The organism is Pseudomonas sp. KH_050 (assembly GCF_057838875.1).
Genome location: NZ_CM174478.1, coordinates 306,977 through 326,648 on the forward strand (window position 1 = coordinate 306,977; position 19,672 = coordinate 326,648).

Sequence of the window (19,672 nt, forward strand, 5' to 3'; positions counted from 1 at the left end):
CGTGTTGCTCCGTTAGCGGTTGCTGGACATGAATTGTTTGCAGCGTGCCGAAAGCGGGTTCTCGAAAACCTGCTGTGGCGATCCTTGCTCTTCGATCAGGCCTTGATGAAGGAACACCACTTCACTGGAAACCTGACGGGCGAAGCCCATTTCATGGGTGACCAGCAGCATGGTGCGGCCTTCTTCAGCCAATGCGCGGATCACATTAAGTACTTCCTGAACCATTTCCGGGTCAAGGGCCGAAGTCGGTTCATCGAACAGAATGACTTTGGGTTGCATCGCCAGGGTACGGGCGATGGCCGCACGCTGTTGCTGACCGCCGGAGAGTTGCGCGGGGTAGGCGTGGCGTTTGTCAGCGATGCCGACCTTGGCCAGCAAGGCTTCGGCGACTTCGATGGCTTCGGCCTTGCTCTGCCCCAGTACCCGGCGTGGCGCTTCGATGATGTTGTCGAGCACGCTCATGTGCGGCCAGAGGTTGAAGTTCTGGAACACAAAACCGATTTCGCTGCGCATGCGGTTGATCTGCCTGCCGTCGGCAGCGACCAGGTCACCGTTTTTCGCGGCTTTGAGCTTGAGTTCTTCACCGGCCACGAGGATCTGGCCCTGATGAGGGTTTTCCAGCAGGTTGATGCAGCGAAGGAAAGTGGACTTGCCGGAACCGGAGGAACCCAGGATCGAGATCACATCGCCGTCGCGTGCGGTCAGCGAGATACCTTTGAGTACCTCAAGCGTGCCGTAGCGTTTATGCAAGTTGCGGATTTCAAGCGCGGGCGTGGCCTCAGCCATGTGCGGTCCTCATTGTTCTGTAGCGCTCCTGCTGTTGGTGGCCTTCCTGGCGAGGCGGCCAAGCTAGCATAGCGTTTGAATGACAGCCAACAGCGCTACGGGGGTAAACAGGTGGCATGTGGCAGGTTGTCGCATCGGCACAGCAGACTGTCGCGCTATCAACAACCGAACACTCGTTTGAACTGCTGTCGCGGCGGCTGTCGCGTAAAAAAGGGCGCGATGGTGCCAGCTTTGGCCGGGTGTTGGAAGCGCCAGGCAGCTCAACGGACCCATATCCGCCCCTTTATTGTGCATGAGCTGAATTTGCAGTGTGTTTCTGGTGCGTCGATTGGCTTTGCGGATGGGTCGGAGGGTAACGTTCTGGCGAAATGCCATTAATCTCAATGGGTTACGATTTTTTCCCGATTGCTCCACAGCCCCCGGAAACTGGCGATTTGAAACATTTTGGCGCAAAACTTGCGTAAAAAATAAGGAACGCCCCGTTGGATACTTTTTACGAGAAAGTCTGCAGACGGGGTGGACTGAATCGCTTTCACCCGCAAAGGTAGTTTCAATGAGCAGTACCCATAGCTCCAATGGCCTCGAACAGGGGCTTAAACCACGGCATGTGACCATGCTGTCGATCGCCGGTGTGATCGGCGCCGGGCTGTTCGTCGGTTCCGGCCACGCCATCGCCGCCGCCGGTCCCGCTGTGCTGTTGGCCTATGCCGCCGCAGGTACCCTGGTGGTGCTGGTCATGCGCATGCTGGCTGAAATGGCCATTGCTTCGCCGGACACCGGCTCGTTCTCGACCTATGCCGATCAGGCAATCGGTCACTGGGCCGGTTTCACCATCGGCTGGCTGTACTGGTGGTTCTGGGTGTTGGTGATCCCGCTGGAAGCCAACGCCGCCGCAACCATCCTCCACGCCTGGTTCCCCGATGTGGCGATCTGGGTGTTCACGCTGGTTATTACCCTGCTGCTGACGGTGACCAACCTGTTCAGCGTGAAGAATTACGGCGAGTTCGAATTCTGGTTTGCGCTGGTCAAGGTCGTCGCGATTATCGGCTTTATCATCCTCGGTTTGCTGGCGATCTTCGGCTTCCTGCCGGGCAGCCAGGTCAGCGGTGTGTCGCACCTGTTCGATACCCAAGGCTTCCTGCCCAACGGCATGGGCGCGGTCCTGGCCGCGATGCTGACCACAATGTTCTCGTTTATGGGCACCGAAATCGTCACCATCGCCGCTGCCGAATCGAAGGACCCGGGCAAGCAAATCTCCAAGGCCACCAACTCGGTGATCTGGCGGATCGGCTTGTTCTACCTGGTGTCGATCTTCATCGTTGTGGCGTTGGTGCCATGGAACGACTCAGGCCTGGCGCAGGTCGGTTCCTACCAGACCGTGCTCGACCGCATGGGTATTCCCAACGCCAAGCTGATTGTTGATCTCGTGGTGCTGGTCGCTGTAACCAGCTGCCTGAACTCGGCGCTGTATACCGCTTCGCGGATGCTCTTCTCCCTCGGTAAGCGCGGCGATGCCCCGGCAGTATCGAAGATCACCAACAACAGCGGTACGCCTTACTGGGCGGTGATCCTGTCCACAGCAGCGGCGTTCCTCGCGGTATTCGCCAACTACGTGGCTCCGGCTGCGGTGTTCGAATTCCTCCTCGCCAGTTCCGGGGCGATTGCCCTGCTGGTGTACCTGGTGATTGCCGTGTCCCAGCTGCGCATGCGCCAGAAGCGCATGGCCGTTGGCGAGAAGATCGCCTTCAAGATGTGGCTGTTCCCGGGCCTGACCTACGCGGTGATCGTGTTCATCGTCGGGGTGCTGGCGATCATGCTGTTCCAGGAAGCGCACCGCGTAGAAATTCTCGCGACGGGGCTGCTGAGTGTTCTGGTGGTTGCGGCGGGCCTGTTGGTCGCGCGTCGCCGCAGTATCGAGAAGCGTGGGGTGGTGGTGTTGAATTGATGGTTTGATTCGAACCGCATAACCAGAACGGCCGCTGCCAGGGATGACAGCGGCCGTTTTTGTTTTCGGTGTTTTAACGAATGGATTTACTCGTCCGTTTTCAGCGCTATATCGAGCGCTTTCTTATAGCTGTCCAGCGCGGTCCCGAAATCAGCGATGACTTCAGGGTCTTCAAGCCAGCGTTGGGCTTGCTCGCGATCAATGCCGTCGGCCCACATGCGGTAATCAATCAACATGTCCGCCGCCAGGTGGGTGGCAGCCATCGACTCGTTCTCGGCGTTTTCCATGTCCAGCAGCTCTGGCTGCTCCTCGATAATCTTGCTGAGCGAGATGAGCATTCTCACCAGCATTTCTACGCGATTGGTGGACTCTTCCGCGTCCTGCATGAGGAGGAACATCTTCAGGATGTTCTGCGGAATTTGCTCATCGTTCGGGCCGGTCGGATCGTCGTACATAGCGATGGGTTTTCTTGTTCCCATGCGCAGTTGCTTGGCTTTGACCTTCGCGCGTTTGGCGCGTTTCTGTTGTTTGTTCAGGGATGCCATTGGTTTGGGTCGTTTTCAGAGAGAGATTGCTGAGCATTAAAACGCAATATGACGGATCGATAAATCATCTGCCTGTAAGGCGCGGTCGTATTGCGCGGCTTACGGTGGTCGTTCGCCACCTAGCGTGGCTGTTTTCTATTGCGGATTCTGACCGAGCAGGCGCTCCTCCAGTACCGATCGTTCACGATCCAGTTCGGCGCGCAGCTCTTCTTCACTCGGCAGCACCAGTTTGTATTTGCTGGCGAACAGCTGTTCATTACCCTGGAGTACCGAGTAGCGCACCACCGACTCATCTTTCTGCGCGCAAAGAATAATGCCCACCGTCGGCCCGTCGTCCGGTCCGCGTTTGAGGTCGTCGTACATGCGTACGTACATGTCCATCTGGCCGATGTCTTGATGAGTGAGTTCGCCGCGTTTGAGGTCGAAGATCACGAAGCATTTGAGCAAGTAGTTGTAGAACACCAGGTCCAGGTAAAAGTCTTTGCTGTCGGTGCTGATGCGTTGCTGTCGGGCGATGAAGGCGAAGCCTTTGCCAAGTTCCAGCAAGAATCCTTGCAGTTGATCGATCAGTGCTTGTTCGAGGGCGTTTTCCAGAACGATTCCGGTGTTAGGCAGACCCAGGAACTCCAGCACCACAGGGTCTCGCACAAACTCTCGTGGGCTTTTGTTGAGCGTCTGGAGATTGATGGCTGCTTCTTGCTCGACTGGAAGCCGATCCTTGCTGGCCAGCAGGCGCTCGTAGTAGAGCGTCGCGATTTGGCGTTCCAGTGCGCGGGTTGACCAGTTGAGCGTGGCAGCTTCGCCCATGTACCACTGGCGGGCGTTGTTGTTTTCAACCCGAAGCAGGAGGCGGTAGTGGGTCCAGCTCAATTCGCGACGCAGTGCGTCGCATATTGGGAACGCTATGAAAAAACCGCGCATGTGACGCAGATTCGTCGTATCGAACCCCTTTCCAAACTCCGCCGTCAGCCTATTGGCCAGCGTTGGCAGTAACCGCTTGCCATAGGCAGCCCGCTCCACGCCCTCCTGCTCGAATTCAACGATATGCCTACCGATTTGCCAGCAGGTTTGCACTTGCAGCGTATCCACCGCGCGCAGCGCTTTCTGGCGCGCCTGCCGGATCAGTTCGCCGAGGCTGCCAAGCAGTGGAGCGAGTTGTACGTTTTGATCGTGGGTTGAGGTGAGTGTGCTCATGGCGTCTTCCGCAGCGAGGGCTGGTGCGCGGTCGGATGGACGGGGGGTTGACCGAACTGGAAGAAGAGAATGCCTGCAAACGCTGAGCGGGCTTTGTAGGACAGATCTGATTGATCGGAAGGAATAGGCGATAACGAAAGCGGCCGCCGTCAGTGATGACGGCGGCCGTTTTCGGTCAGTTCGAAAAAGTCAGGCTTACGACATCAGCAACGCGTCCGATGCAGCAACGTAATCGGCCTGGAATTGCGGGCTCTCGATCCAGGCAAGGGCTGCGGCCTCGTCCGCCTCGGTGGACCACTGGCGATACTCGATGAGCGCCGCGAGTATGAAGTCAGTCGCGCCTTCTTCGCCTTCCTGCTCCAGCACCAGCTCGAGCAGAGGATCGGCCAGGAAAGCCGCACACATGGCTTGTTGGCTGGTGGTTTCGGCCGTGCGCATCTTCTTGAACAGCTCGGTCAGGTCCACCGATTCAAAGTCGATGCGATCGTCATTCGGATCCAGCGCTTCGACTGCGGCGCCTGCGCGTTGAGTTCGATTCTGCTTGGCCTTGGCTTTTGCGCGGGAGGCGCGTTTGTGTTGTTTGTTCGCGGATGCCATGGGCTTCGTTCCGTATTCCGTTGAGTAGGGCAGGCAGGTCAATCAGCTGCGTGGCATCAAGCGCCCAGGCGTACCGGGAGCAAGCTCGCCGTTTTGCAGCCAGGACAATGCAATGGGCCATAGTGTGGCTTGGTACGGGCTGCGAAAAAAGGCGAAATGTCCGACTTCCACTTCGCCGATGTCTTGCGGGGCGATTCGCAGGTGCGAGTTTGAGCTGGCCTTGAAGTAGCCAAGCAGCCGCTCGATGGCCGGGATCGTGCCATAGGGATCGTCGCTGAGGCTGATGGCAAGGGTTTGCGCGGTGACAGCGTGGAAGGGCAATTTATCGAGCAAGCGCCCGCTGGGACGCCTCTCGTACAGTGCAGTCGGGGTGCTCCAGTCCCGGACCACGCCAGCCGGAGTGTCTTCAAGCCAGCCCAGGCGCTTGCCGGGGAAGTAACCGTAGAACATTGTCACCAGTGGCATCAACACGTGCCATTTGCAGAGCATCCGCCAACGGGTGGCCGGTGCGTAGTCGCGCCAATAGGCGAACTGTGCTCCTACGGTCACCAGGCGTCGGATCAGCTGTCCCGAGGCGCCCAGCCCGGCTGCGCAACCGCCGAAGCTGTGCCCGACCACGTCTATGGGTTGGCCGGGAAACTCCCGGGTCGCCCGTTGCAACATAGCCTCGAAGTCGAGTGCGCCCCAATCCGTCCATGATGCGCTGAAGCCGCGCAAGGATGCTGGTCGTGACTCACCGATCCCGCGATAGTCGTAGGTGATGACGTCGAAGCCGTTGGCAAACAGATAATCGGCGAAGCGAAAATAATGGCGGCAGCGCACCGAGGTCGCCGCGTTGATCACCACCACTGAGCGTGTGATGTCCGTCTGTGGATGACGCCAGGTGAAACCACCGAGGGTGAAGCCATCGGCGGCTACTTCCTTGAATGATTCTCCAGGTTCTGTTTTGGGGGCGGCCCGTGCAGTGGTTGCCGGGAGCTCCGACGCAGGCGTGATCTGCTGATTCATGAGTGCTGGGGTCCCTTGTGCTGTTGATGCATTCACTGCGAAGCGTGTCGCGGAAATCAGAAGCTAGCAAATTCCCGGCAATAAAAAACCCCAAGGAAACACACTTGGGGTTTTTCGACGCGAGCTTGTCAGGTATGCGGGTGATTTTCAGCTCGGGGTAGCGGCGGCTGTTCTTCAGCCTGCTGCCTGGAGCTGAATCGGGTCGCTGCCAATAAGGCCAGGGGAATCCAGATCAGAAACCAGTGCTCCTTGGGTCGGGAAAAAAACGCACTGCCTTCGGTGAGGCCGGCCATGAAGCCATAGACCACCAACGTAGAGGCCATCAGCACGCAGGGTTGGTCGCGACGTTGCCATGCGTAAAACATGGCATAGGCATACATCATTAGCCACAGCATCAGGCCAACCACGCCACCCTCAAACAGTACGCCAAGTTCAATGTTGTGTGGGTCGGCCAGCGCATAGTGGAGCCCTTCGACCCAGAAGACTTGCGGGTGGGTAAAGCCCAGGCCCAACCATGGGCTTGCCTGGATTTGCCGCAGTGCTTCAGCCCAGATTGCCGGTCGGTAGGAAACCCCGCGGGCCATTAAATCCTCCGATTGCGGCAGTGACTGGGTGGCGACGACAAGGGCTATCGCCACGGCAATGACCAGCCACAGTCGATGTTTCCATTGTGCAATGGCCATCCACAACAGGCAGCCGGCCATGGCCATGATCGGGGTGCGCGATCCGGTAAAGATCAGCAGTGCCCAGAGTATGGTCATGGCGATCAGGGGTAAAAGGGCGGTCGGTTTGCTGTCCAGATACCAGCAACTCAGCCAGTAAGCGCAAAAAAAGCCAAATACATGTGAGCTCAGCAGCGGGTTGTATAAGGCGCCATAACCATTGAAGCGGCCACCTTCGTCACGATAAAAGAAATAAACCAGGGAAGCAGCCGCACACACTACGGCAAGCATCGCTGCCAGCCTGGTCATGCGGTCAAGTCGGCCGGGAGATTTGAGGGTAATCAGCATCGCGGCAAACAGCAGCATCAAGATGTAGAGCGGGCGTTTACTCATGCTCAGGGGAGTTTCTTCGGTGCCTGACCATTGCACCGAAATCAGTATGTAAGCCGAGAACAACAAGAACAGTTTTATCAAAGGCGAACTTAATAGTTGTTTGAGCAGTTGTGGCTCAAGGAGCAACGCTATCAAGGTCGGTGCGGCAAGGGTGAGGTAGTAGAGTTTGTGGTACAAGGCGCGATCACCGACCCAGAACATCCCGCTGAGCAAGGCAAGCCAGCCGATGGGTAGCCAGTACAAAATGAGCCAGGTGGAAATTTTTCCGGCTTGCGCTGAAACCCGGTGGGTCGCTTTAAGTGATTGTGTGGTTGTCATTCGGGGAAGTACCGCGTCATTTATCGTTATGAGGCAAAGCCAGGCGCCACAGTCCACGCAAAGTCTTTGCATTCCATGTTCTGAGCGGGAGTTGCGCCAGCAGCTCGCGTGCGAGGTTCTTGTCCTGGCGCGCGCACTTGAGCAGCATCGAGTTGCGAAAGTTCGTGCACACCTGCGTATAGGCGGGGTGATCACTGAACTGTGCATAGGTGCGCAGAACGTTGTCGGTCATGAAGTGATGATTTTTGTAGGTGTTGCTGCCGTGTACGCGGTAGTGGGCCAATACTTCGCCCAGTACATCGATGGAGTAGCCCGCCCGGGTGATCTTTAGCTGAATCAGCAAGTCTTCCAGACGAATCTGCGGGTCGAAACCACCCACTTTTTCCAGTGCTTCACGACGAAACAACAGCGTCGGTGCTGGCGCTCCGGTTTTGCGGTTGAGGAACACATCCTCGAAGTCGAGGCGGCGCCGCGGCAGATCGCGGAACGTGCCTAGCGGGTGCCCTTCGGCATCGATCTCTTGAATATTGCCGGCACAAATCCCTACCCCGGGTTTATCCCTTAGATACGCCACTTGCAGTGCTATGCGCGCTGGCAGCATCACATCATCGGAACCGAACGGGGCAATCAGGTTGCCCCGTGCCCGCGCTATGGTTTCGTTGAGCGTTCGCGACAAGCCCTGGTTTTCCTGCGCGAGGAAATTGAAACCATGCAGTTGCTGCAAACGCTGAATGCGTTCGACGCTGCCATCCGTTGAGCCATCATCGACCACCAGCAGCTCGATGTTCGGGTACGTCTGCGTGAGTGCGCTGGTGATGCTCGCTTCGATGAAGGCGCAATGGTTGTATGAGGCAATAATGATGCTGACCAGGGGTTGATCAGCCACGGACTGGGTCATGCAGGCGCTCTCAGTAGGGGCACAGGCGCTGCCACAGGGCTCGCCAATAGGTGGGGGAGGAGATGGCTGGCCAAGGCTCTGCCAGCACGCCGGCGATCTGCTCGGCGAGGTGTTTGTAGCTATGATGGGTTTCGACAAAGGCGCGCCCCGAATCCGCGATGCGCTGTGCCAGCTCCGGGTCGCTACGCAGCTTGGCGATATGCCCGCGCAACTCTTCAAGGCTGCTGTAGAGCAGCAGGTGCTCGCCATCGCGCAGACCCAGCGCCGCCTCTTCTGCGTCCTGACGCCAGGCCAGCAGCACGCAACCACAGGCCATGGCCTCGAAGTTCTTTGCCATGTACTCGCCTAGCCCGATATCGGCACTGATAAACAGTCGAATCCGGTTGAGCGTCTGCCGATAAGGCTCACCCGGATCAGTGCGCAGTACTTGCAAGGGTTCAGTGGCGGCCAGCTGCTCAAGCAGCGATTTGCGTTGCGTATAGGCATCGCTCGTCGTTCGGCCAATAAAACCTAACTCGATGTCACGCTCGACCGACTCGGCAAATAACCTGACGGGGTCATAGCCTTTGGCCGCGAAGCTCACGTTGAAGCCTTCGGCCTGCAAGCGGGCGGCGATACCGGCCCCGGTCACCAGAATGCGGGCGCGTGGCAAGCGGCGATAGAACCGGCTGAAGGCCCCGCGCCAGCGCGAGCAGGTCAGGTAGTTCTGGCAGGCATCTTCCTCGTAGACCAGCAAGCCGCTGAGGTGTGCCAGGTAGCTCGTTTGGCGGTGCACATTCTTGAACGGCAAATCCAGAATGATTCGCTGAAAATCAGACAGGTCGAGATCGCCCAGAAATGTGCGCAAATTTCGCTGCTGACTTTTTGTCAGTCGGTGAACCTCAAGGGAAACACGTCGCGCAAGGTCGCCGTATAGCGTTGTGAGATCTGGCAGGCGTTCAGCCGCAGTCAACACTAGAACGCGCATCAGCTCAGCCCGGTCACGAGTCGTAGAGCCTTTTTCAGATAGCTCCAACGCAATGCCTGCAAGGGCGACAGGCCCAGGGCATGCCGATAAAAGCGCCGCGCCGCGGGCTTGTCATCGGCTAGCATGGCCGCACGAAACAACGACAGATAACGTTGCGCTTCATACGCCGCTCGAAAGACCTGGCAATCTTCAGGCAGGCTGGCGAAAACCTCGTGGAGCATGCCCTGGGCCACCGCCTTTTCGTCATGACGGTCATGCCGCAAGCTGTTGGCGTGTTTATGGATTCGCGCCAGGGGGCGATTGGTCAGGGCGACTGGTGCGCTTACCAGCAGGTAAGCGAAGACTGCAACGTCTTCTCCTGCTCGCAGCTCCTCAGGGTAGGGGCGCTGCAACAACAGGTCGCGACGAAAGAGCGTGCGGCTGTGGGAGATGGAGATTTTCTTGTCCAGCAGATAACGCCGAATCAGTTCCGGCGGCGAGCCCGTGGCTGGAGTCGGCAGGCGAACCCGCTCACGCCCGTCGGCAAAGACGGATATGTGCGCACCGAGGATCATGCCTGCCGCTGAATTGTCGAGCAGCACTGAGCGCAGAGTCTGCAACGCTTCAGGCAACAGCTCGTCATCGGCATCCAGCAACAACACATACTTCCCGCGGGCCACGCGGATGCCATGGTTGCGCGCGGCTGCAGGACCGGCATTTTGCTGGTGGATGATTTGAAGCGTGTCCGGGTAGCCTTGGGCGTACTCCTCGAGTACGTGTGCAGTGTTGTCTTCGGAGCCGTCGTTGATGATCAGGACTTCAATATCCTCAGCCCACTGTGACAGCACAGAGTCCAGCGCCCGCGGCAGGACGGCAGCGTAGTTGTATGCGGCGATAACGACACTGATGAGCGGCTCAGACAGTGCCACCGGCACGCTTGCCTTCTCTTTAAACGCTTGCATTTCAGCTTCCTGATTACTGCTGAATGTTTGGCGTCTGACCCGGTTAACGCCCCCGGTACAAGCATTCCCTTGGGGCGGGTTCTGGTCTGTAAGGCAATTCTTGCGTGACTGTCAGTAGATTCTTTATCGGATGACGATACTGGATCGCAGGCTTGTGCTGGCCGAACGAAAGATGCTCAGACTCTATGAGTCTGCGCATTCCCGGCGCGATGGATAAACGGGGCGGAATAGGCGTTGAGGCAGTATTCAACGTTTGGCTGTAGTCCGAATAGGCGCAAGTCTCACACTGAATTGATCCAGGTGCCCTATGAGCCAGGCATAAACTTTTCGCAGTCGGACGGATCAACAGTACAGGGAGGGGATTTAATCGGGATGCCGCTGGTTTATGGCATAGCGCCCAATGGTGGTATCGCATTCATCGGTGTCTGTACGAACCTGGGAGTCGTCATCATGAAGTCCTTCCACTTACTCGTGATTTCAGGAGCGGTAGCGTTCATGTTGTCGGGGTTGCCTGCAACGGTACTGCAGGCTGCCACCGAGGAGCCGATCGATATGTCCGGCGTACAGCTGGAGCCACAAACGCAAAATGGGATTACTTATCTATCGGGGGGAATCGGTCTGGATGAGTCGCGGGCCATTCATCAGGCCAAGGGTTACAACCTGCACATGACCTTTGCGATCGGGCCGGACAATAAATACATCCCTGATGTCGATCTAGTGGTGCAGAACATGCAAGGGAGCTCAGTGCTGAAGCTGAGTCAGGTAGGGCCTATCGTTTACGTTCAGTTGCCACCCGGTAAATACTCGGTGGTCGCCGCTCGTAATGGTCAGGAAAAACGCAGTGCTGCCGAGATCAAAGGCGGGGCTATTCGCGATCTGGTCTTCCACTGGAATGATGGCGATTGATCGCTGATACCTGGAAACCATTAGTGCTTCTTCAAAATTCACAGGCAACAAAAAACCCGCACGAGGCGGGTTTTTTTTGGGCTTTCATGTGATCTATAACACCACATGAAAACTGAATGTGGTGCCCAGAGACGGAATCGAACCGCCGACACGGGGATTTTCAATCCCCTGCTCTACCGACTGAGCTATCTGGGCAACGGGGCGCATTAAACTGGTTTTTCGGGGGGTCGTCAAGCAAGTTTTCAAAAAAAGTTTAATTATTACCGTCGCTTACGACCCGGCCCCCGAAAACGCGGGGTTATTCGGACGGCGGCACGTAGCCTTCGGCCTTGGCGTAGTCCTCTCCGCAAAAGAACTTGTCCATTTCGCCCTGCAGATATTTGCGGTCTTCGGCGTTCATCATGTTCAGGCGTTTTTCGTTGATCAGCAGGGTCTGGTGCTTTTGCCAGTCAGCCCAGGCCTTGGCCGAGACGTGATCGAAAATGTCCTGGCCTTTGGCTCCCGGGAACGGGGCGCGCTCCAGGGCGGGCAATTCTTCTTTGTACTTGCGGCACATGATGGTGCGGGTCATGACGACTCTCCTGCGTTCAATACGTCGGCCGCGCGTTTGAGCAGCTTTTTCACCGGAGCGGCAAGGCCCAGGCGCGGCGGGGTGGCGAGGTTATACCAGAGCCAGTCAGCCTCGGCCACGTGGTGGCTGGACTCCTGGACCTGAACCAGCCAGGGTTCGATAGCCAGTTGGAAATGGCTGAAGGTGTGAATCAGGCTTGGTAGTGCGTGATGTTTGCCCAGTTCCAGCGAGTGTTGCAGCGCCAGATGTTCCAGGTCGCCGAGATCATCCAGCTCCGGCAAGCTCCAGAGACCGCCCCAGAGGCCCGTGGAGGGGCGACGGTAAAGCAGGATGGCGCCGTCGCGATTTGCCAGCAACGGCATCAGGGTGCGCTTCTGCGGCACGCTCTTGCGCGGTTTTGGAATCGGGTAGCGAGTCTCCAGGCCAAGCAGGTGCGCCTGGCAGCCGCTTTTCAGCGGGCACAGCAGGCAACTGGGTTTGCTGCGGGTACAGAGCGTCGCACCGAGGTCCATCATTGCCTGGGTGTAATTGTTGACCCGAATGTGCGGCGTGAACCGCTCGGCATTGGCCCATAGCTGTTTGGCGACCTTGGGTTCGCCCGGGTAGCCCTCTTGTGCGGTGAAGCGTGCCAACACCCGCTTGACGTTGCCGTCGAGGATCGGAGCGCGCAGGCCCATGCTCAGGCTGGCGATGGCGCCAGCGGTGGACAGGCCGATGCCGGGTAGCTCGATAAGTTTTTCGACATCGCGGGGAAACTCGCCGGCGTGGTCGGCGACAATGATCTTCGCGGTCTTCTGCAGGTTGCGGGCGCGAGTGTAGTAACCCAGGCCGGTCCACAGGTGCAACACTTCGTCTTCCGGCGCCGCGGCCAGGGCTTCGACCGTTGGTAAAGACGCCATGAAGCGGTCGAAGTAGTTCAGCACGGTGCTGACCTGGGTCTGCTGCAACATGATTTCCGAGACCCACACCCGATACGGGGTGATGCCCTGTTGCCAGGGCAGATCGTGGCGGCCGTGGCAGTCGTACCAGTCCAGCACCGCCGTTGAAAATTGCTCGGCTCTCATCGTTTGAACAGCCCCTTGAGAGCGTCTTTCAGTTCCGGACTGACTTTGTCGCCGAGTTTCTCTTCAAGCTTGTCGCCGAGCTTGTCACCGGCCAGTTTGGCCGCGATCTTGCCCAGCCCGTCATTGTCCAGGCGGCAGGCCTTGGCCCCCAGTTCCAGCGGACCGCGGCAACGCAATGGCCACTCGATGCCGACATAACGCTCGTTAACCTGACAAGCCGGGTCCGGCATGTCGCTCTTGTCGCCTTCGATGAGGATGCCGACCCGGTAATCCATGCCCAGTACCCGCAGGTCGACATCACCGTTGCCTTTGACGGTCAACCCCGGGATTCGCACTTTCAGGTCGGGGTTGCTGGCCACGCCGTTACGGAAAGTCAGGTTGCCCTTGAGCTCCTCGAACGGAGTGTCCTTGCCCCGTGGTGGGCCGTTGAGCGTTTTGCGATTGAGGGTCGCAATGCCCTGGCAGAGTTGCTGTTCGAGGTTGGCGTTGAGCAGCACACCGTCGTTGATGACGAAGTTGCTGGTGCCATTGAGGCTGTCGATCAGGGCTTTCTGGCTATTGCCGCTGCCCGTCAGGTTGCTGTTCAACGTGACCAAGCCTTTTACCGGCGGCGTTTGCCCCTGGCTTTCGAGGATGCGTTCGACCGGCACTTTGTTGATGCGTGTCTGCATGCTCAGCAACGGCTCTGGCTGGCGTACGTCAAGGTTGCCACTGGCTTCGAAGTTGCCGTCGTAGAGCTCGCCGCGCAGGTTGTCGAGCTTGAGCAGGCCGCCCTGGCCGGAAGCTTTGAGCGTTGCATTCTGGATCGGTAGCTTGTCGAGGGTCAGTTGACCGAAGCTCAGGTCAGCGTCGATATCCAGTTTGCTCAGGCGTTCGATCGGCAACAGTCTTTCGGTGCTCCAGGCGCCCTTGGTCGGTGCATCAGGCAGGGGTGAGGTAGCGGGACCGGTCATGGCAGTGTCCTCGCTGCTTTTCACTTCAGCCTTGCGGGCCACCGCAGCGCTGTTGGCTTCCGCGGATTTTGGCGGCAGGTAGCGATCAACGTTGAAGGTGTCGCCCTTGAGCTGTACGCGCAGTGACTGTTTGGCGAAGTCTTCGACCGCGACGCGCCCGGTGAAGGTGCCGTCATCGAGTTTCAGATTCAGCTCTTCGAGGGCGATGCTGGTCGGCGTGCCTCTGAGGCGGCTGACCAGTTCGACCTTGCTCAGGCTGCCCTCGGCCATGGCCGGGAGTTTCTGCCCGATGCTGTCGACAAACTTCGCCAGGTCGAATTGGGCAATCGACAGCCCGCCGCTGATTTGCGGGGTCTTGTCCAGATCGTTGACCTTCAGTTCACCCAGGGCGCGCAATTGGTTGGCGGAGATTTTCAGGCCGGTCCATTCGGCAACGTTGGCTGCCTTGTCGACCAGCAACTGGCCTTGGGCGGCGAAGGTCATGGTCTTGCCTTGCAGCGGTTCGCCGGAAGCTTCGCCGGAAAGCTTCATGTCTTCAAACTGATAGCGCTTGAGCACCCGGTCGAAACGCAGTTCGCCGCCGAGCTCGGTTCTGACCCGCAGTACCGGTTGGTTGCTGCCCAGGAATGCCGTCAGTTTGACTGGAATATTTGTGCCTTCATGGATCGCACCGGTACTCAGCTGGATGCTTTCGGCGCTGAATTGCTTGCCGCTGCGCTCATCGAAATACTCAACCCGGGCGTTGTTCACGGTCAGGCTGTCGATATCCAGGCGAATCGGCTGGGAAGCCTTGTCGGGCGCTGGAGGGGTAGCGGGCGCGGATTCTCCGGCCGTTGTTGCGCGGGTGTCAGCCGGGGTGGCTTTCGGCGCGGTCTTGCCGATGTCCTGCCAGTTGCCGTGGCCGTCCTTGTCGCGATTCAGGCGCAGGTTCAGCCCTTCGACGCGCACATCGCTCATCTGTACTTCGCGGCGCAGCAATGGCATCACGCGTACCGACAAACCAAGCATTTGCAGGTCGGCGAAAGGTTTGGTCGGGTTGGCCAGGGTCGCGACGCTGGCTTCGTGCAGTTCCAGGCCAAGCCATGGGAACAGGCTCCAACCGATATCGCCATTGAGCGTCAGCTCAATATGGGCCTTGTCGCGGGCCATCTGGCGAATCTCGTCTTTGTAGTCATTGGGATCGAAGAGGTGGGTCAGGGCAAAGCCCAGAGCCACAATGATCAGCAACAACCCGAGAATTACCAGACCCAGGATTTTGCCAAACGCTTTCATGGGCGAGTCCTTGTAGTGTGTCGAATTCGTAATTTAGCCGGGGAGTATAGCGCTCCAAATCTGGTGGCAGGCCATGGATAGCGATTAGAGCAGATCCAGCGGCAGGTGCAGCTTGGCCGCCAGTGCCTGTGCTTCCAGGTGTCCGGCAGGGGCCAGCAGGCGCAGTGTTGCGCCTTGCTGCTCGGCCATTCTTTGGGCTTCGCTCACCAGGCGTTCGGCCACGCCGCGGCGCCGGGTAATTTTTCGTACGCACAATTGCGACAGGTGCCATACCTCAGGCTGCCGCTGCAGGCGTGCCGCACCCAGCAGCCGGTCATTGAAGCGCCCGGCGATCAGGCTGCCTTCGCGCAGGCCGTGTTCGATCAGCTGCAGCTCATCGTCGAATGGTGCAAACAGCCAGTCCGGGGCGTCGCGATAAATTTTCTGCAGGTCCTGCTGATCCTGATAGCTGGCTTCGTTCAGCGACTCGACAACGATGGGCATGGGATTTCCTTGGACAGTACGAGAGCAGATGACACAGAGAAGTGATGTCAGTTTGATTTTTCAGGCATGAGCAAATGGTAACCATGTGTTGTGTCAGGTGCATGGGGTTTATGCCCGCAAAAATCGCAGCCTGCGGCAGCTCCTACGGTCAACGTTCACTTGAAATTGTGTTGCCCGTCAGTGATATTGACCTTCATGTTTCTGTTTGCCGCCCGCGAGCCTATAATGGCTGCCTTTTTCGCCCAATGATTTTGCGGAGCTGGTGATGGCCGAACGTAAGGCGTCCGTCGAGCGCGACACTCTGGAAACCCAGATCAAAGCCTCGATCAACCTGGATGGCACCGGAAAGGCCCGATTTGATATCGGTGTTCCTTTTCTTGAGCACATGCTGGATCAGATCGCCCGTCACGGGTTGATCGACATTGATATCGTGAGCAAGGGCGACCTGCATATCGACGACCACCACACAGTGGAAGACGTCGGTATCACCTTGGGTCAGGCCTTCAGCAAAGCTATCGGCGACAAAAAAGGCATCCGTCGTTACGGCCATGCCTACGTGCCGCTCGATGAAGCGCTGTCGCGCGTGGTGATCGACTTCTCCGGCCGTCCAGGCCTGCAGATGCACGTCCCCTATACCCGCGCTACCGTCGGCGGCTTCGATGTCGACCTGTTCCAGGAATTTTTCCAGGGCTTCGTCAACCACGCCAACGTCTCCTTGCACATCGACAATCTGCGTGGGCATAACACCCACCACCAGATCGAGACTGTGTTCAAGGCCTTCGGTCGCGCGTTGCGCATGGCTGTCGAGCTGGATGAACGCATGGCCGGGCAAATGCCTTCGACCAAGGGCGTGCTCTGATGCAGACGGTCGCGGTTATCGATTACGGCATGGGCAACCTGCACTCGGTGGCCAAGGCCCTCGAGCACGTGGGTGCCGGCAAGGTGTTGATCACCAGTGATGCCAACGTGATTCGCGAAGCCGACCGGGTGGTATTCCCCGGGGTCGGTGCGATTCGCGATTGCATGGCGGAAATCCGTCGCCTGGGTTTCGATTCGCTGGTCCGTGAAGTCAGCCAGGATCGCCCGTTTCTCGGCATCTGCGTCGGCATGCAAGCCTTGCTCGACCACAGCGAAGAGAACGATGGCGTCGATTGCATCGGTCTGTTTCCGGGTCAGGTGAAGTTCTTCGGCAAAGGTCTGCACGAAGATGGCGAACACCTGAAGGTCCCGCATATGGGCTGGAACGAAGTGCGCCAGGCGGTGGATCACCCGCTGTGGCACAACATTCCGGACCTGGCGCGCTTTTACTTTGTGCACAGCTACTACATCGCCGCCGGCAACCCGCGGCAGGTGGTGGGCGGCGGGCATTATGGTGTCGACTTCGCCGCAGCGCTGGCTGAAGGTTCACGTTTTGCCGTGCAGTTCCATCCGGAGAAGAGCCATACCCATGGCCTGCAGTTGCTGCAGAACTTCGCCGCCTGGGACGGTCGCTGGTAATGGCCAGGAAGAAGCCGCCGATTCTCACGCTCACCCCTGAGCAGGAGAACGAAGCCAACAGCAAGATCAAGCGCTTCATGGAAGATCGCTTCGAACTCGACCTGGGCTCTTTCGAGGCGGCTGAAATCCTCGATCTGTTTACCCGCGAAATTGCTCCGCACTATTACAACAGGGCGATTTTCGATGTGCAGACACACCTCAAAGAGAGGTTCGAAAGCATCGAAAGCGACTTGTGGGCGCTCGAGAAAAACTGATTTTCGAGTGAAGCTGAAAAATCGAATTTGAAGGTTTGCCAGATGCTGATTATCCCCGCTATCGATCTTAAAGACGGTGCCTGTGTACGTCTGCGCCAAGGCCGCATGGAAGATTCCACGGTGTTCTCCGATGACCCGGTGAGCATGGCCGCCAAGTGGGTGGAGGGCGGTTGCCGCCGGCTGCATCTGGTCGATCTGAACGGCGCTTTCGAAGGCCAGCCGGTCAATGGCGAAGTGGTCACTGCGATTGCCAAGCGCTACCCGAACCTGCCGATCCAGATCGGCGGCGGTATCCGTTCGCTGGAAACCATCGAGCATTACGTCAAGGCTGGCGTCAGCTACGTGATTATCGGTACCAAGGCAGTCAAGGATCCGGCATTCGTTGCCGAGGCCTGCCGCGCGTTCCCGGGCAAGGTGATTGTCGGCCTGGACGCTAAAGACGGCTTCGTCGCCACCGATGGCTGGGCTGAAATCAGTACTGTGCAGGTGATCGACCTGGCGAAGCGCTTCGAAGCTGATGGCGTCTCGGCCATCGTTTATACCGACATTGCCAAAGACGGCATGATGCAGGGCTGCAATGTGTCGTACACCGCAGCACTGGCGGCCGCTACGCGGATCCCGGTGATCGCTTCCGGCGGCATCCACAACCTGGGCGACATCAAGTCGTTGCTGGATGCCAAGGCTCCGGGGATCATCGGTGCCATCACTGGCCGGGCGATCTACGAAGGCACTCTCGATGTCGCCGAGGCGCAAGCCTTCTGCGACAGCTACCAAGGCTGAGGACTCACCATGGCTCTGGCCAAACGCATCATCCCTTGCCTGGACGTGGATAACGGCCGGGTGGTCAAGGGCGTCAAGTTCGAGAACATCCGTGACGCCGGCGATCCGGTGGAAATTGCCCGTCTTTATGATGAGCAAGGCGCCGACGAGATTACCTTTCTCGACATCACCGCCAGCGTCGATGGCCGCGATACCACGCTGCATACCGTCGAGCGCATGGCCAGCCAGGTGTTCATCCCGCTGACTGTCGGAGGCGGTGTGCGTACCGTGCAGGACATTCGCAACCTGCTCAATGCCGGCGCGGACAAGGTCTCGATCAACACCGCAGCGGTGTTCAATCCAGAGTTTGTGGGCGAGGCGGCGCAGCATTTCGGTTCGCAATGCATTGTCGTCGCGATCGATGCGAAGAAGGTCTCCTTGCCTGGCGAAGCTCCGCGCTGGGAAATCTTCACCCACGGCGGCCGCAAGCCGACCGGACTGGATGCGGTACAGTGGGCGATCAAGATGGAAGGCCTGGGTGCCGGTGAGATCCTGCTGACCAGCATGGATCAGGACGGTATGAAAAACGGCTTCGACCTGGGCGTTACCCGTGCCATCAGCGACGCGTTGGGGATTCCGGTGATCGCTTCCGGGGGGGTCGGCAACCTGCAGCATCTGGCGGACGGTATTCTGGAAGGCCACGCCAGCGCGGTCCTGGCGGCGAGTATTTTCCACTTTGGCGAATACACGGTTCCCGAGGCCAAGGCCTATATGGCGCAGCGCGGCATCGTCGTTCGCTAGTCGTTTGACATAAAGGCCCTAGTGGCCACACAGGCCACTAGACAGCATGGCGGGCTCACGGCACTCTTGGGCACGCCATGGATTTGGGTAGCCCGTTATGTTCAAACGTCTTCTCCTTGTACTTGCCAGCGCTTCGGTGTTGCTCGCCGGCACCGCTCACGCTGCAGAGAATGCCGACACCCCGCTGGTGTTGCTGACGGAAAACTTCCCGCCGTACAACATGGCGAAAAACGGCAAAAACTTCGCTCAGGACGAAAATATCAACGGTATCGCCGTGGATATCGTCCGCGAAATGTTCAAGCGCGCCGAGATCAACTACAGCCTGACCTTGCGCTTCCCATGGGAGCGAATCTACAAACTCGCCCTGGAAAAACCGGGGTACGGTGTGTTTGTCATGGCGCGTCTGGCGGATCGCGAAAAACTCTTCAAATGGGTCGGCCCGATCGGCCCTGACGACTGGATTATGCTGGCCAGGGCCGACAGTAAAATCAGTCTCGAATCGCTACAGCAGGCGCGCAAGTACAAGATCGGCGCCTACAAAGGCGACGCGATTGCCGAGACCCTGAGCAAGCAAGGGTTGGCCCCTGTCGTAGTGCTGCGCGATCAGGACAACGCCCGCAAGCTCGTCAATGGCCAGATCGACCTGTGGGCCACCGGTGACCCGGCCGGTCGCTACCTGGCGCGGCAGGACGGAGTCACCGGGCTCAAGACGGTACTGCGTTTCAACAGCGCAGAGCTTTATCTGGCGCTGAATAAAAACGTGCCGGATGAAGTGGTGAAAAAACTTCAGGCTGCGCTGGATCAGTTGCGCAATGAAGGTGTGGTCGACGACATCATGGCGCGTTATCTCTGATTGCT

Annotated in this window: 21 protein-coding genes and 1 tRNA gene; 8 read left to right on the forward strand and 14 right to left on the reverse strand. The window is 58.4% G+C overall.

Features of this window, described 5'->3' with window-relative positions; all coding sequences use genetic code 11:
• Positions 1 to 12 precede the first annotated feature (12 nt).
• On the reverse strand, positions 13 to 786 hold the full coding sequence (locus AC3IUA_RS01390; protein ID WP_489358751.1) for an ABC transporter ATP-binding protein: 774 nt from the start codon (positions 784 to 786) through the stop codon (positions 13 to 15).
• Between the two features lie 553 nt (positions 787 to 1,339).
• On the opposite strand from AC3IUA_RS01390, the gene gabP reads away from it, so the two are divergent.
• Complete coding sequence (gene gabP / locus AC3IUA_RS01395) at positions 1,340 to 2,731, forward strand: GABA permease (protein ID WP_489358752.1); 1,392 nt, start codon at positions 1,340 to 1,342, stop codon at positions 2,729 to 2,731.
• A gap of 86 nt (positions 2,732 to 2,817) precedes the next feature.
• On the opposite strand, the gene AC3IUA_RS01400 is transcribed toward gabP, so the two are convergent.
• The 8 genes from AC3IUA_RS01400 to AC3IUA_RS01435 form a co-directional block, all read right to left on the reverse strand.
• Positions 2,818 to 3,276 (reverse strand): hypothetical protein, encoded by a 459-nt coding sequence (locus tag AC3IUA_RS01400; protein ID WP_489358753.1) that lies wholly within the window; start codon positions 3,274 to 3,276, stop codon positions 2,818 to 2,820.
• A 135-nt stretch (positions 3,277 to 3,411) separates the two neighbouring features.
• The gene (locus AC3IUA_RS01405; protein ID WP_489358754.1) at positions 3,412 to 4,470 is read right to left on the reverse strand and encodes a PDDEXK nuclease domain-containing protein; all 1,059 of its coding nucleotides are present in this window, start codon (positions 4,468 to 4,470) and stop codon (positions 3,412 to 3,414) included.
• A gap of 195 nt (positions 4,471 to 4,665) precedes the next feature.
• The gene (locus tag AC3IUA_RS01410) at positions 4,666 to 5,067 is read right to left on the reverse strand and encodes a protein-tyrosine phosphatase family protein (protein ID WP_489358755.1); all 402 of its coding nucleotides are present in this window, start codon (positions 5,065 to 5,067) and stop codon (positions 4,666 to 4,668) included.
• A 42-nt stretch (positions 5,068 to 5,109) separates the two neighbouring features.
• A complete protein-coding gene (locus AC3IUA_RS01415; protein ID WP_489358756.1) occupies positions 5,110 to 6,075 on the reverse strand; it encodes an alpha/beta hydrolase family protein in 966 nt (321 codons plus the stop codon).
• Positions 6,076 to 6,203: 128 nt separating this feature from the next.
• Entirely contained in the window at positions 6,204 to 7,331 is a 1,128-nt protein-coding gene (locus AC3IUA_RS01420; protein ID WP_489362198.1) for an O-antigen ligase family protein, read from the reverse strand.
• 133 nt (positions 7,332 to 7,464) lie between these two features.
• Complete coding sequence (locus AC3IUA_RS01425; RefSeq protein WP_489358757.1) at positions 7,465 to 8,346, reverse strand: glycosyltransferase; 882 nt, start codon at positions 8,344 to 8,346, stop codon at positions 7,465 to 7,467.
• Positions 8,347 to 8,356: 10 nt separating this feature from the next.
• Entirely contained in the window at positions 8,357 to 9,193 is an 837-nt protein-coding gene (locus AC3IUA_RS01430) for a glycosyltransferase family protein (RefSeq protein WP_489358758.1), read from the reverse strand.
• A gap of 119 nt (positions 9,194 to 9,312) precedes the next feature.
• On the reverse strand, positions 9,313 to 10,254 hold the full coding sequence (locus tag AC3IUA_RS01435; protein WP_489358759.1) for a glycosyltransferase family 2 protein: 942 nt from the start codon (positions 10,252 to 10,254) through the stop codon (positions 9,313 to 9,315).
• A gap of 450 nt (positions 10,255 to 10,704) precedes the next feature.
• Between AC3IUA_RS01435 and AC3IUA_RS01440 the strand changes: the two genes are divergently transcribed.
• On the forward strand, positions 10,705 to 11,160 hold the full coding sequence (locus tag AC3IUA_RS01440) for a carboxypeptidase regulatory-like domain-containing protein (RefSeq protein WP_489362200.1): 456 nt from the start codon (positions 10,705 to 10,707) through the stop codon (positions 11,158 to 11,160).
• A gap of 119 nt (positions 11,161 to 11,279) precedes the next feature.
• Here the strand turns inward: AC3IUA_RS01440 and AC3IUA_RS01445 are convergent.
• The 5 genes from AC3IUA_RS01445 to AC3IUA_RS01465 all read right to left on the reverse strand — a co-directional run bounded on the left by AC3IUA_RS01445 (position 11,280) and on the right by AC3IUA_RS01465 (position 15,503).
• Positions 11,280 to 11,355: transfer RNA gene (locus AC3IUA_RS01445), tRNA-Phe, on the reverse strand.
• 103 nt (positions 11,356 to 11,458) lie between these two features.
• Positions 11,459 to 11,731: an oxidative damage protection protein gene (locus AC3IUA_RS01450; protein ID WP_489358760.1), complete on the reverse strand. Its 273-nt coding sequence runs from the start codon at positions 11,729 to 11,731 to the stop codon at positions 11,459 to 11,461.
• On the reverse strand, positions 11,728 to 12,795 hold the full coding sequence (gene mutY, locus AC3IUA_RS01455; protein WP_489358761.1) for an A/G-specific adenine glycosylase: 1,068 nt from the start codon (positions 12,793 to 12,795) through the stop codon (positions 11,728 to 11,730). The genes AC3IUA_RS01450 and mutY overlap by 4 nt, the downstream gene beginning before the upstream one ends.
• On the reverse strand, positions 12,792 to 15,020 hold the full coding sequence (locus AC3IUA_RS01460; protein ID WP_489358762.1) for an AsmA family protein: 2,229 nt from the start codon (positions 15,018 to 15,020) through the stop codon (positions 12,792 to 12,794). Before AC3IUA_RS01460 ends, mutY begins: the two co-directional genes overlap by 4 nt.
• A gap of 84 nt (positions 15,021 to 15,104) precedes the next feature.
• Complete coding sequence (locus tag AC3IUA_RS01465) at positions 15,105 to 15,503, reverse strand: acetyl-CoA sensor PanZ family protein (RefSeq protein WP_489358763.1); 399 nt, start codon at positions 15,501 to 15,503, stop codon at positions 15,105 to 15,107.
• Between the two features lie 265 nt (positions 15,504 to 15,768).
• On the opposite strand from AC3IUA_RS01465, the gene hisB reads away from it, so the two are divergent.
• From hisB to AC3IUA_RS01495, 6 genes are all read left to right on the forward strand, one after another.
• Complete coding sequence (gene hisB / locus AC3IUA_RS01470; RefSeq protein WP_150643277.1) at positions 15,769 to 16,362, forward strand: imidazoleglycerol-phosphate dehydratase HisB; 594 nt, start codon at positions 15,769 to 15,771, stop codon at positions 16,360 to 16,362.
• Positions 16,362 to 17,000 carry an imidazole glycerol phosphate synthase subunit HisH gene (gene hisH / locus AC3IUA_RS01475; RefSeq protein ID WP_489358764.1) on the forward strand — a complete coding sequence of 213 codons (639 nt, stop codon included), beginning with the start codon at positions 16,362 to 16,364 and terminating at the stop codon, positions 16,998 to 17,000. Before hisB ends, hisH begins: the two co-directional genes overlap by 1 nt.
• On the forward strand, positions 17,000 to 17,254 hold the full coding sequence (locus AC3IUA_RS01480; protein ID WP_150643279.1) for a DUF2164 domain-containing protein: 255 nt from the start codon (positions 17,000 to 17,002) through the stop codon (positions 17,252 to 17,254). Before hisH ends, AC3IUA_RS01480 begins: the two co-directional genes overlap by 1 nt.
• Positions 17,255 to 17,296: 42 nt before the next feature.
• A complete protein-coding gene (gene hisA / locus AC3IUA_RS01485; RefSeq protein WP_489358765.1) occupies positions 17,297 to 18,034 on the forward strand; it encodes a 1-(5-phosphoribosyl)-5-[(5-phosphoribosylamino)methylideneamino]imidazole-4-carboxamide isomerase in 738 nt (245 codons plus the stop codon).
• Positions 18,035 to 18,043: 9 nt separating this feature from the next.
• Entirely contained in the window at positions 18,044 to 18,814 is a 771-nt protein-coding gene (hisF, locus tag AC3IUA_RS01490) for an imidazole glycerol phosphate synthase subunit HisF (RefSeq protein ID WP_489358766.1), read from the forward strand.
• A 97-nt stretch (positions 18,815 to 18,911) separates the two neighbouring features.
• The gene (locus AC3IUA_RS01495) at positions 18,912 to 19,667 is read left to right on the forward strand and encodes a substrate-binding periplasmic protein (protein WP_489358767.1); all 756 of its coding nucleotides are present in this window, start codon (positions 18,912 to 18,914) and stop codon (positions 19,665 to 19,667) included.
• Positions 19,668 to 19,672 lie beyond the last annotated feature (5 nt).

Excerpts from the sequence above, each read along its gene's own strand:
- AC3IUA_RS01435 (WP_489358759.1), bottom strand. The coding sequence starts at position 10,254 with ATGCAAGCGTTTAAAGAGAAGGCAAGCGTGCCGGTGGCACTGTCTGAG.
- AC3IUA_RS01480 (WP_150643279.1), top strand. The coding sequence starts at position 17,000 with ATGGCCAGGAAGAAGCCGCCGATTCTCACGCTCACCCCTGAGCAGGAG.
- AC3IUA_RS01390 (WP_489358751.1), bottom strand. The coding sequence starts at position 786 with ATGGCTGAGGCCACGCCCGCGCTTGAAATCCGCAACTTGCATAAACGC.
- AC3IUA_RS01420 (WP_489362198.1), bottom strand. The coding sequence starts at position 7,331 with ATGTTCTGGGTCGGTGATCGCGCCTTGTACCACAAACTCTACTACCTC.
- AC3IUA_RS01495 (WP_489358767.1), top strand. The coding sequence starts at position 18,912 with ATGTTCAAACGTCTTCTCCTTGTACTTGCCAGCGCTTCGGTGTTGCTC.
- AC3IUA_RS01450 (WP_489358760.1), bottom strand. The coding sequence starts at position 11,731 with ATGACCCGCACCATCATGTGCCGCAAGTACAAAGAAGAATTGCCCGCC.
- hisH (WP_489358764.1), top strand. The coding sequence starts at position 16,362 with ATGCAGACGGTCGCGGTTATCGATTACGGCATGGGCAACCTGCACTCG.
- hisB (WP_150643277.1), top strand. The coding sequence starts at position 15,769 with ATGGCCGAACGTAAGGCGTCCGTCGAGCGCGACACTCTGGAAACCCAG.
- AC3IUA_RS01465 (WP_489358763.1), bottom strand. The coding sequence starts at position 15,503 with ATGCCCATCGTTGTCGAGTCGCTGAACGAAGCCAGCTATCAGGATCAG.
- AC3IUA_RS01440 (WP_489362200.1), top strand. The coding sequence starts at position 10,705 with ATGAAGTCCTTCCACTTACTCGTGATTTCAGGAGCGGTAGCGTTCATG.
- hisF (WP_489358766.1), top strand. The coding sequence starts at position 18,044 with ATGGCTCTGGCCAAACGCATCATCCCTTGCCTGGACGTGGATAACGGC.
- AC3IUA_RS01405 (WP_489358754.1), bottom strand. The coding sequence starts at position 4,470 with ATGAGCACACTCACCTCAACCCACGATCAAAACGTACAACTCGCTCCA.
- AC3IUA_RS01400 (WP_489358753.1), bottom strand. The coding sequence starts at position 3,276 with ATGGCATCCCTGAACAAACAACAGAAACGCGCCAAACGCGCGAAGGTC.
- AC3IUA_RS01410 (WP_489358755.1), bottom strand. The coding sequence starts at position 5,067 with ATGGCATCCGCGAACAAACAACACAAACGCGCCTCCCGCGCAAAAGCC.
- gabP (WP_489358752.1), top strand. The coding sequence starts at position 1,340 with ATGAGCAGTACCCATAGCTCCAATGGCCTCGAACAGGGGCTTAAACCA.
- hisA (WP_489358765.1), top strand. The coding sequence starts at position 17,297 with ATGCTGATTATCCCCGCTATCGATCTTAAAGACGGTGCCTGTGTACGT.
- AC3IUA_RS01460 (WP_489358762.1), bottom strand. The coding sequence starts at position 15,020 with ATGAAAGCGTTTGGCAAAATCCTGGGTCTGGTAATTCTCGGGTTGTTG.
- AC3IUA_RS01425 (WP_489358757.1), bottom strand. The coding sequence starts at position 8,346 with ATGACCCAGTCCGTGGCTGATCAACCCCTGGTCAGCATCATTATTGCC.
- mutY (WP_489358761.1), bottom strand. The coding sequence starts at position 12,795 with ATGAGAGCCGAGCAATTTTCAACGGCGGTGCTGGACTGGTACGACTGC.
- AC3IUA_RS01415 (WP_489358756.1), bottom strand. The coding sequence starts at position 6,075 with ATGAATCAGCAGATCACGCCTGCGTCGGAGCTCCCGGCAACCACTGCA.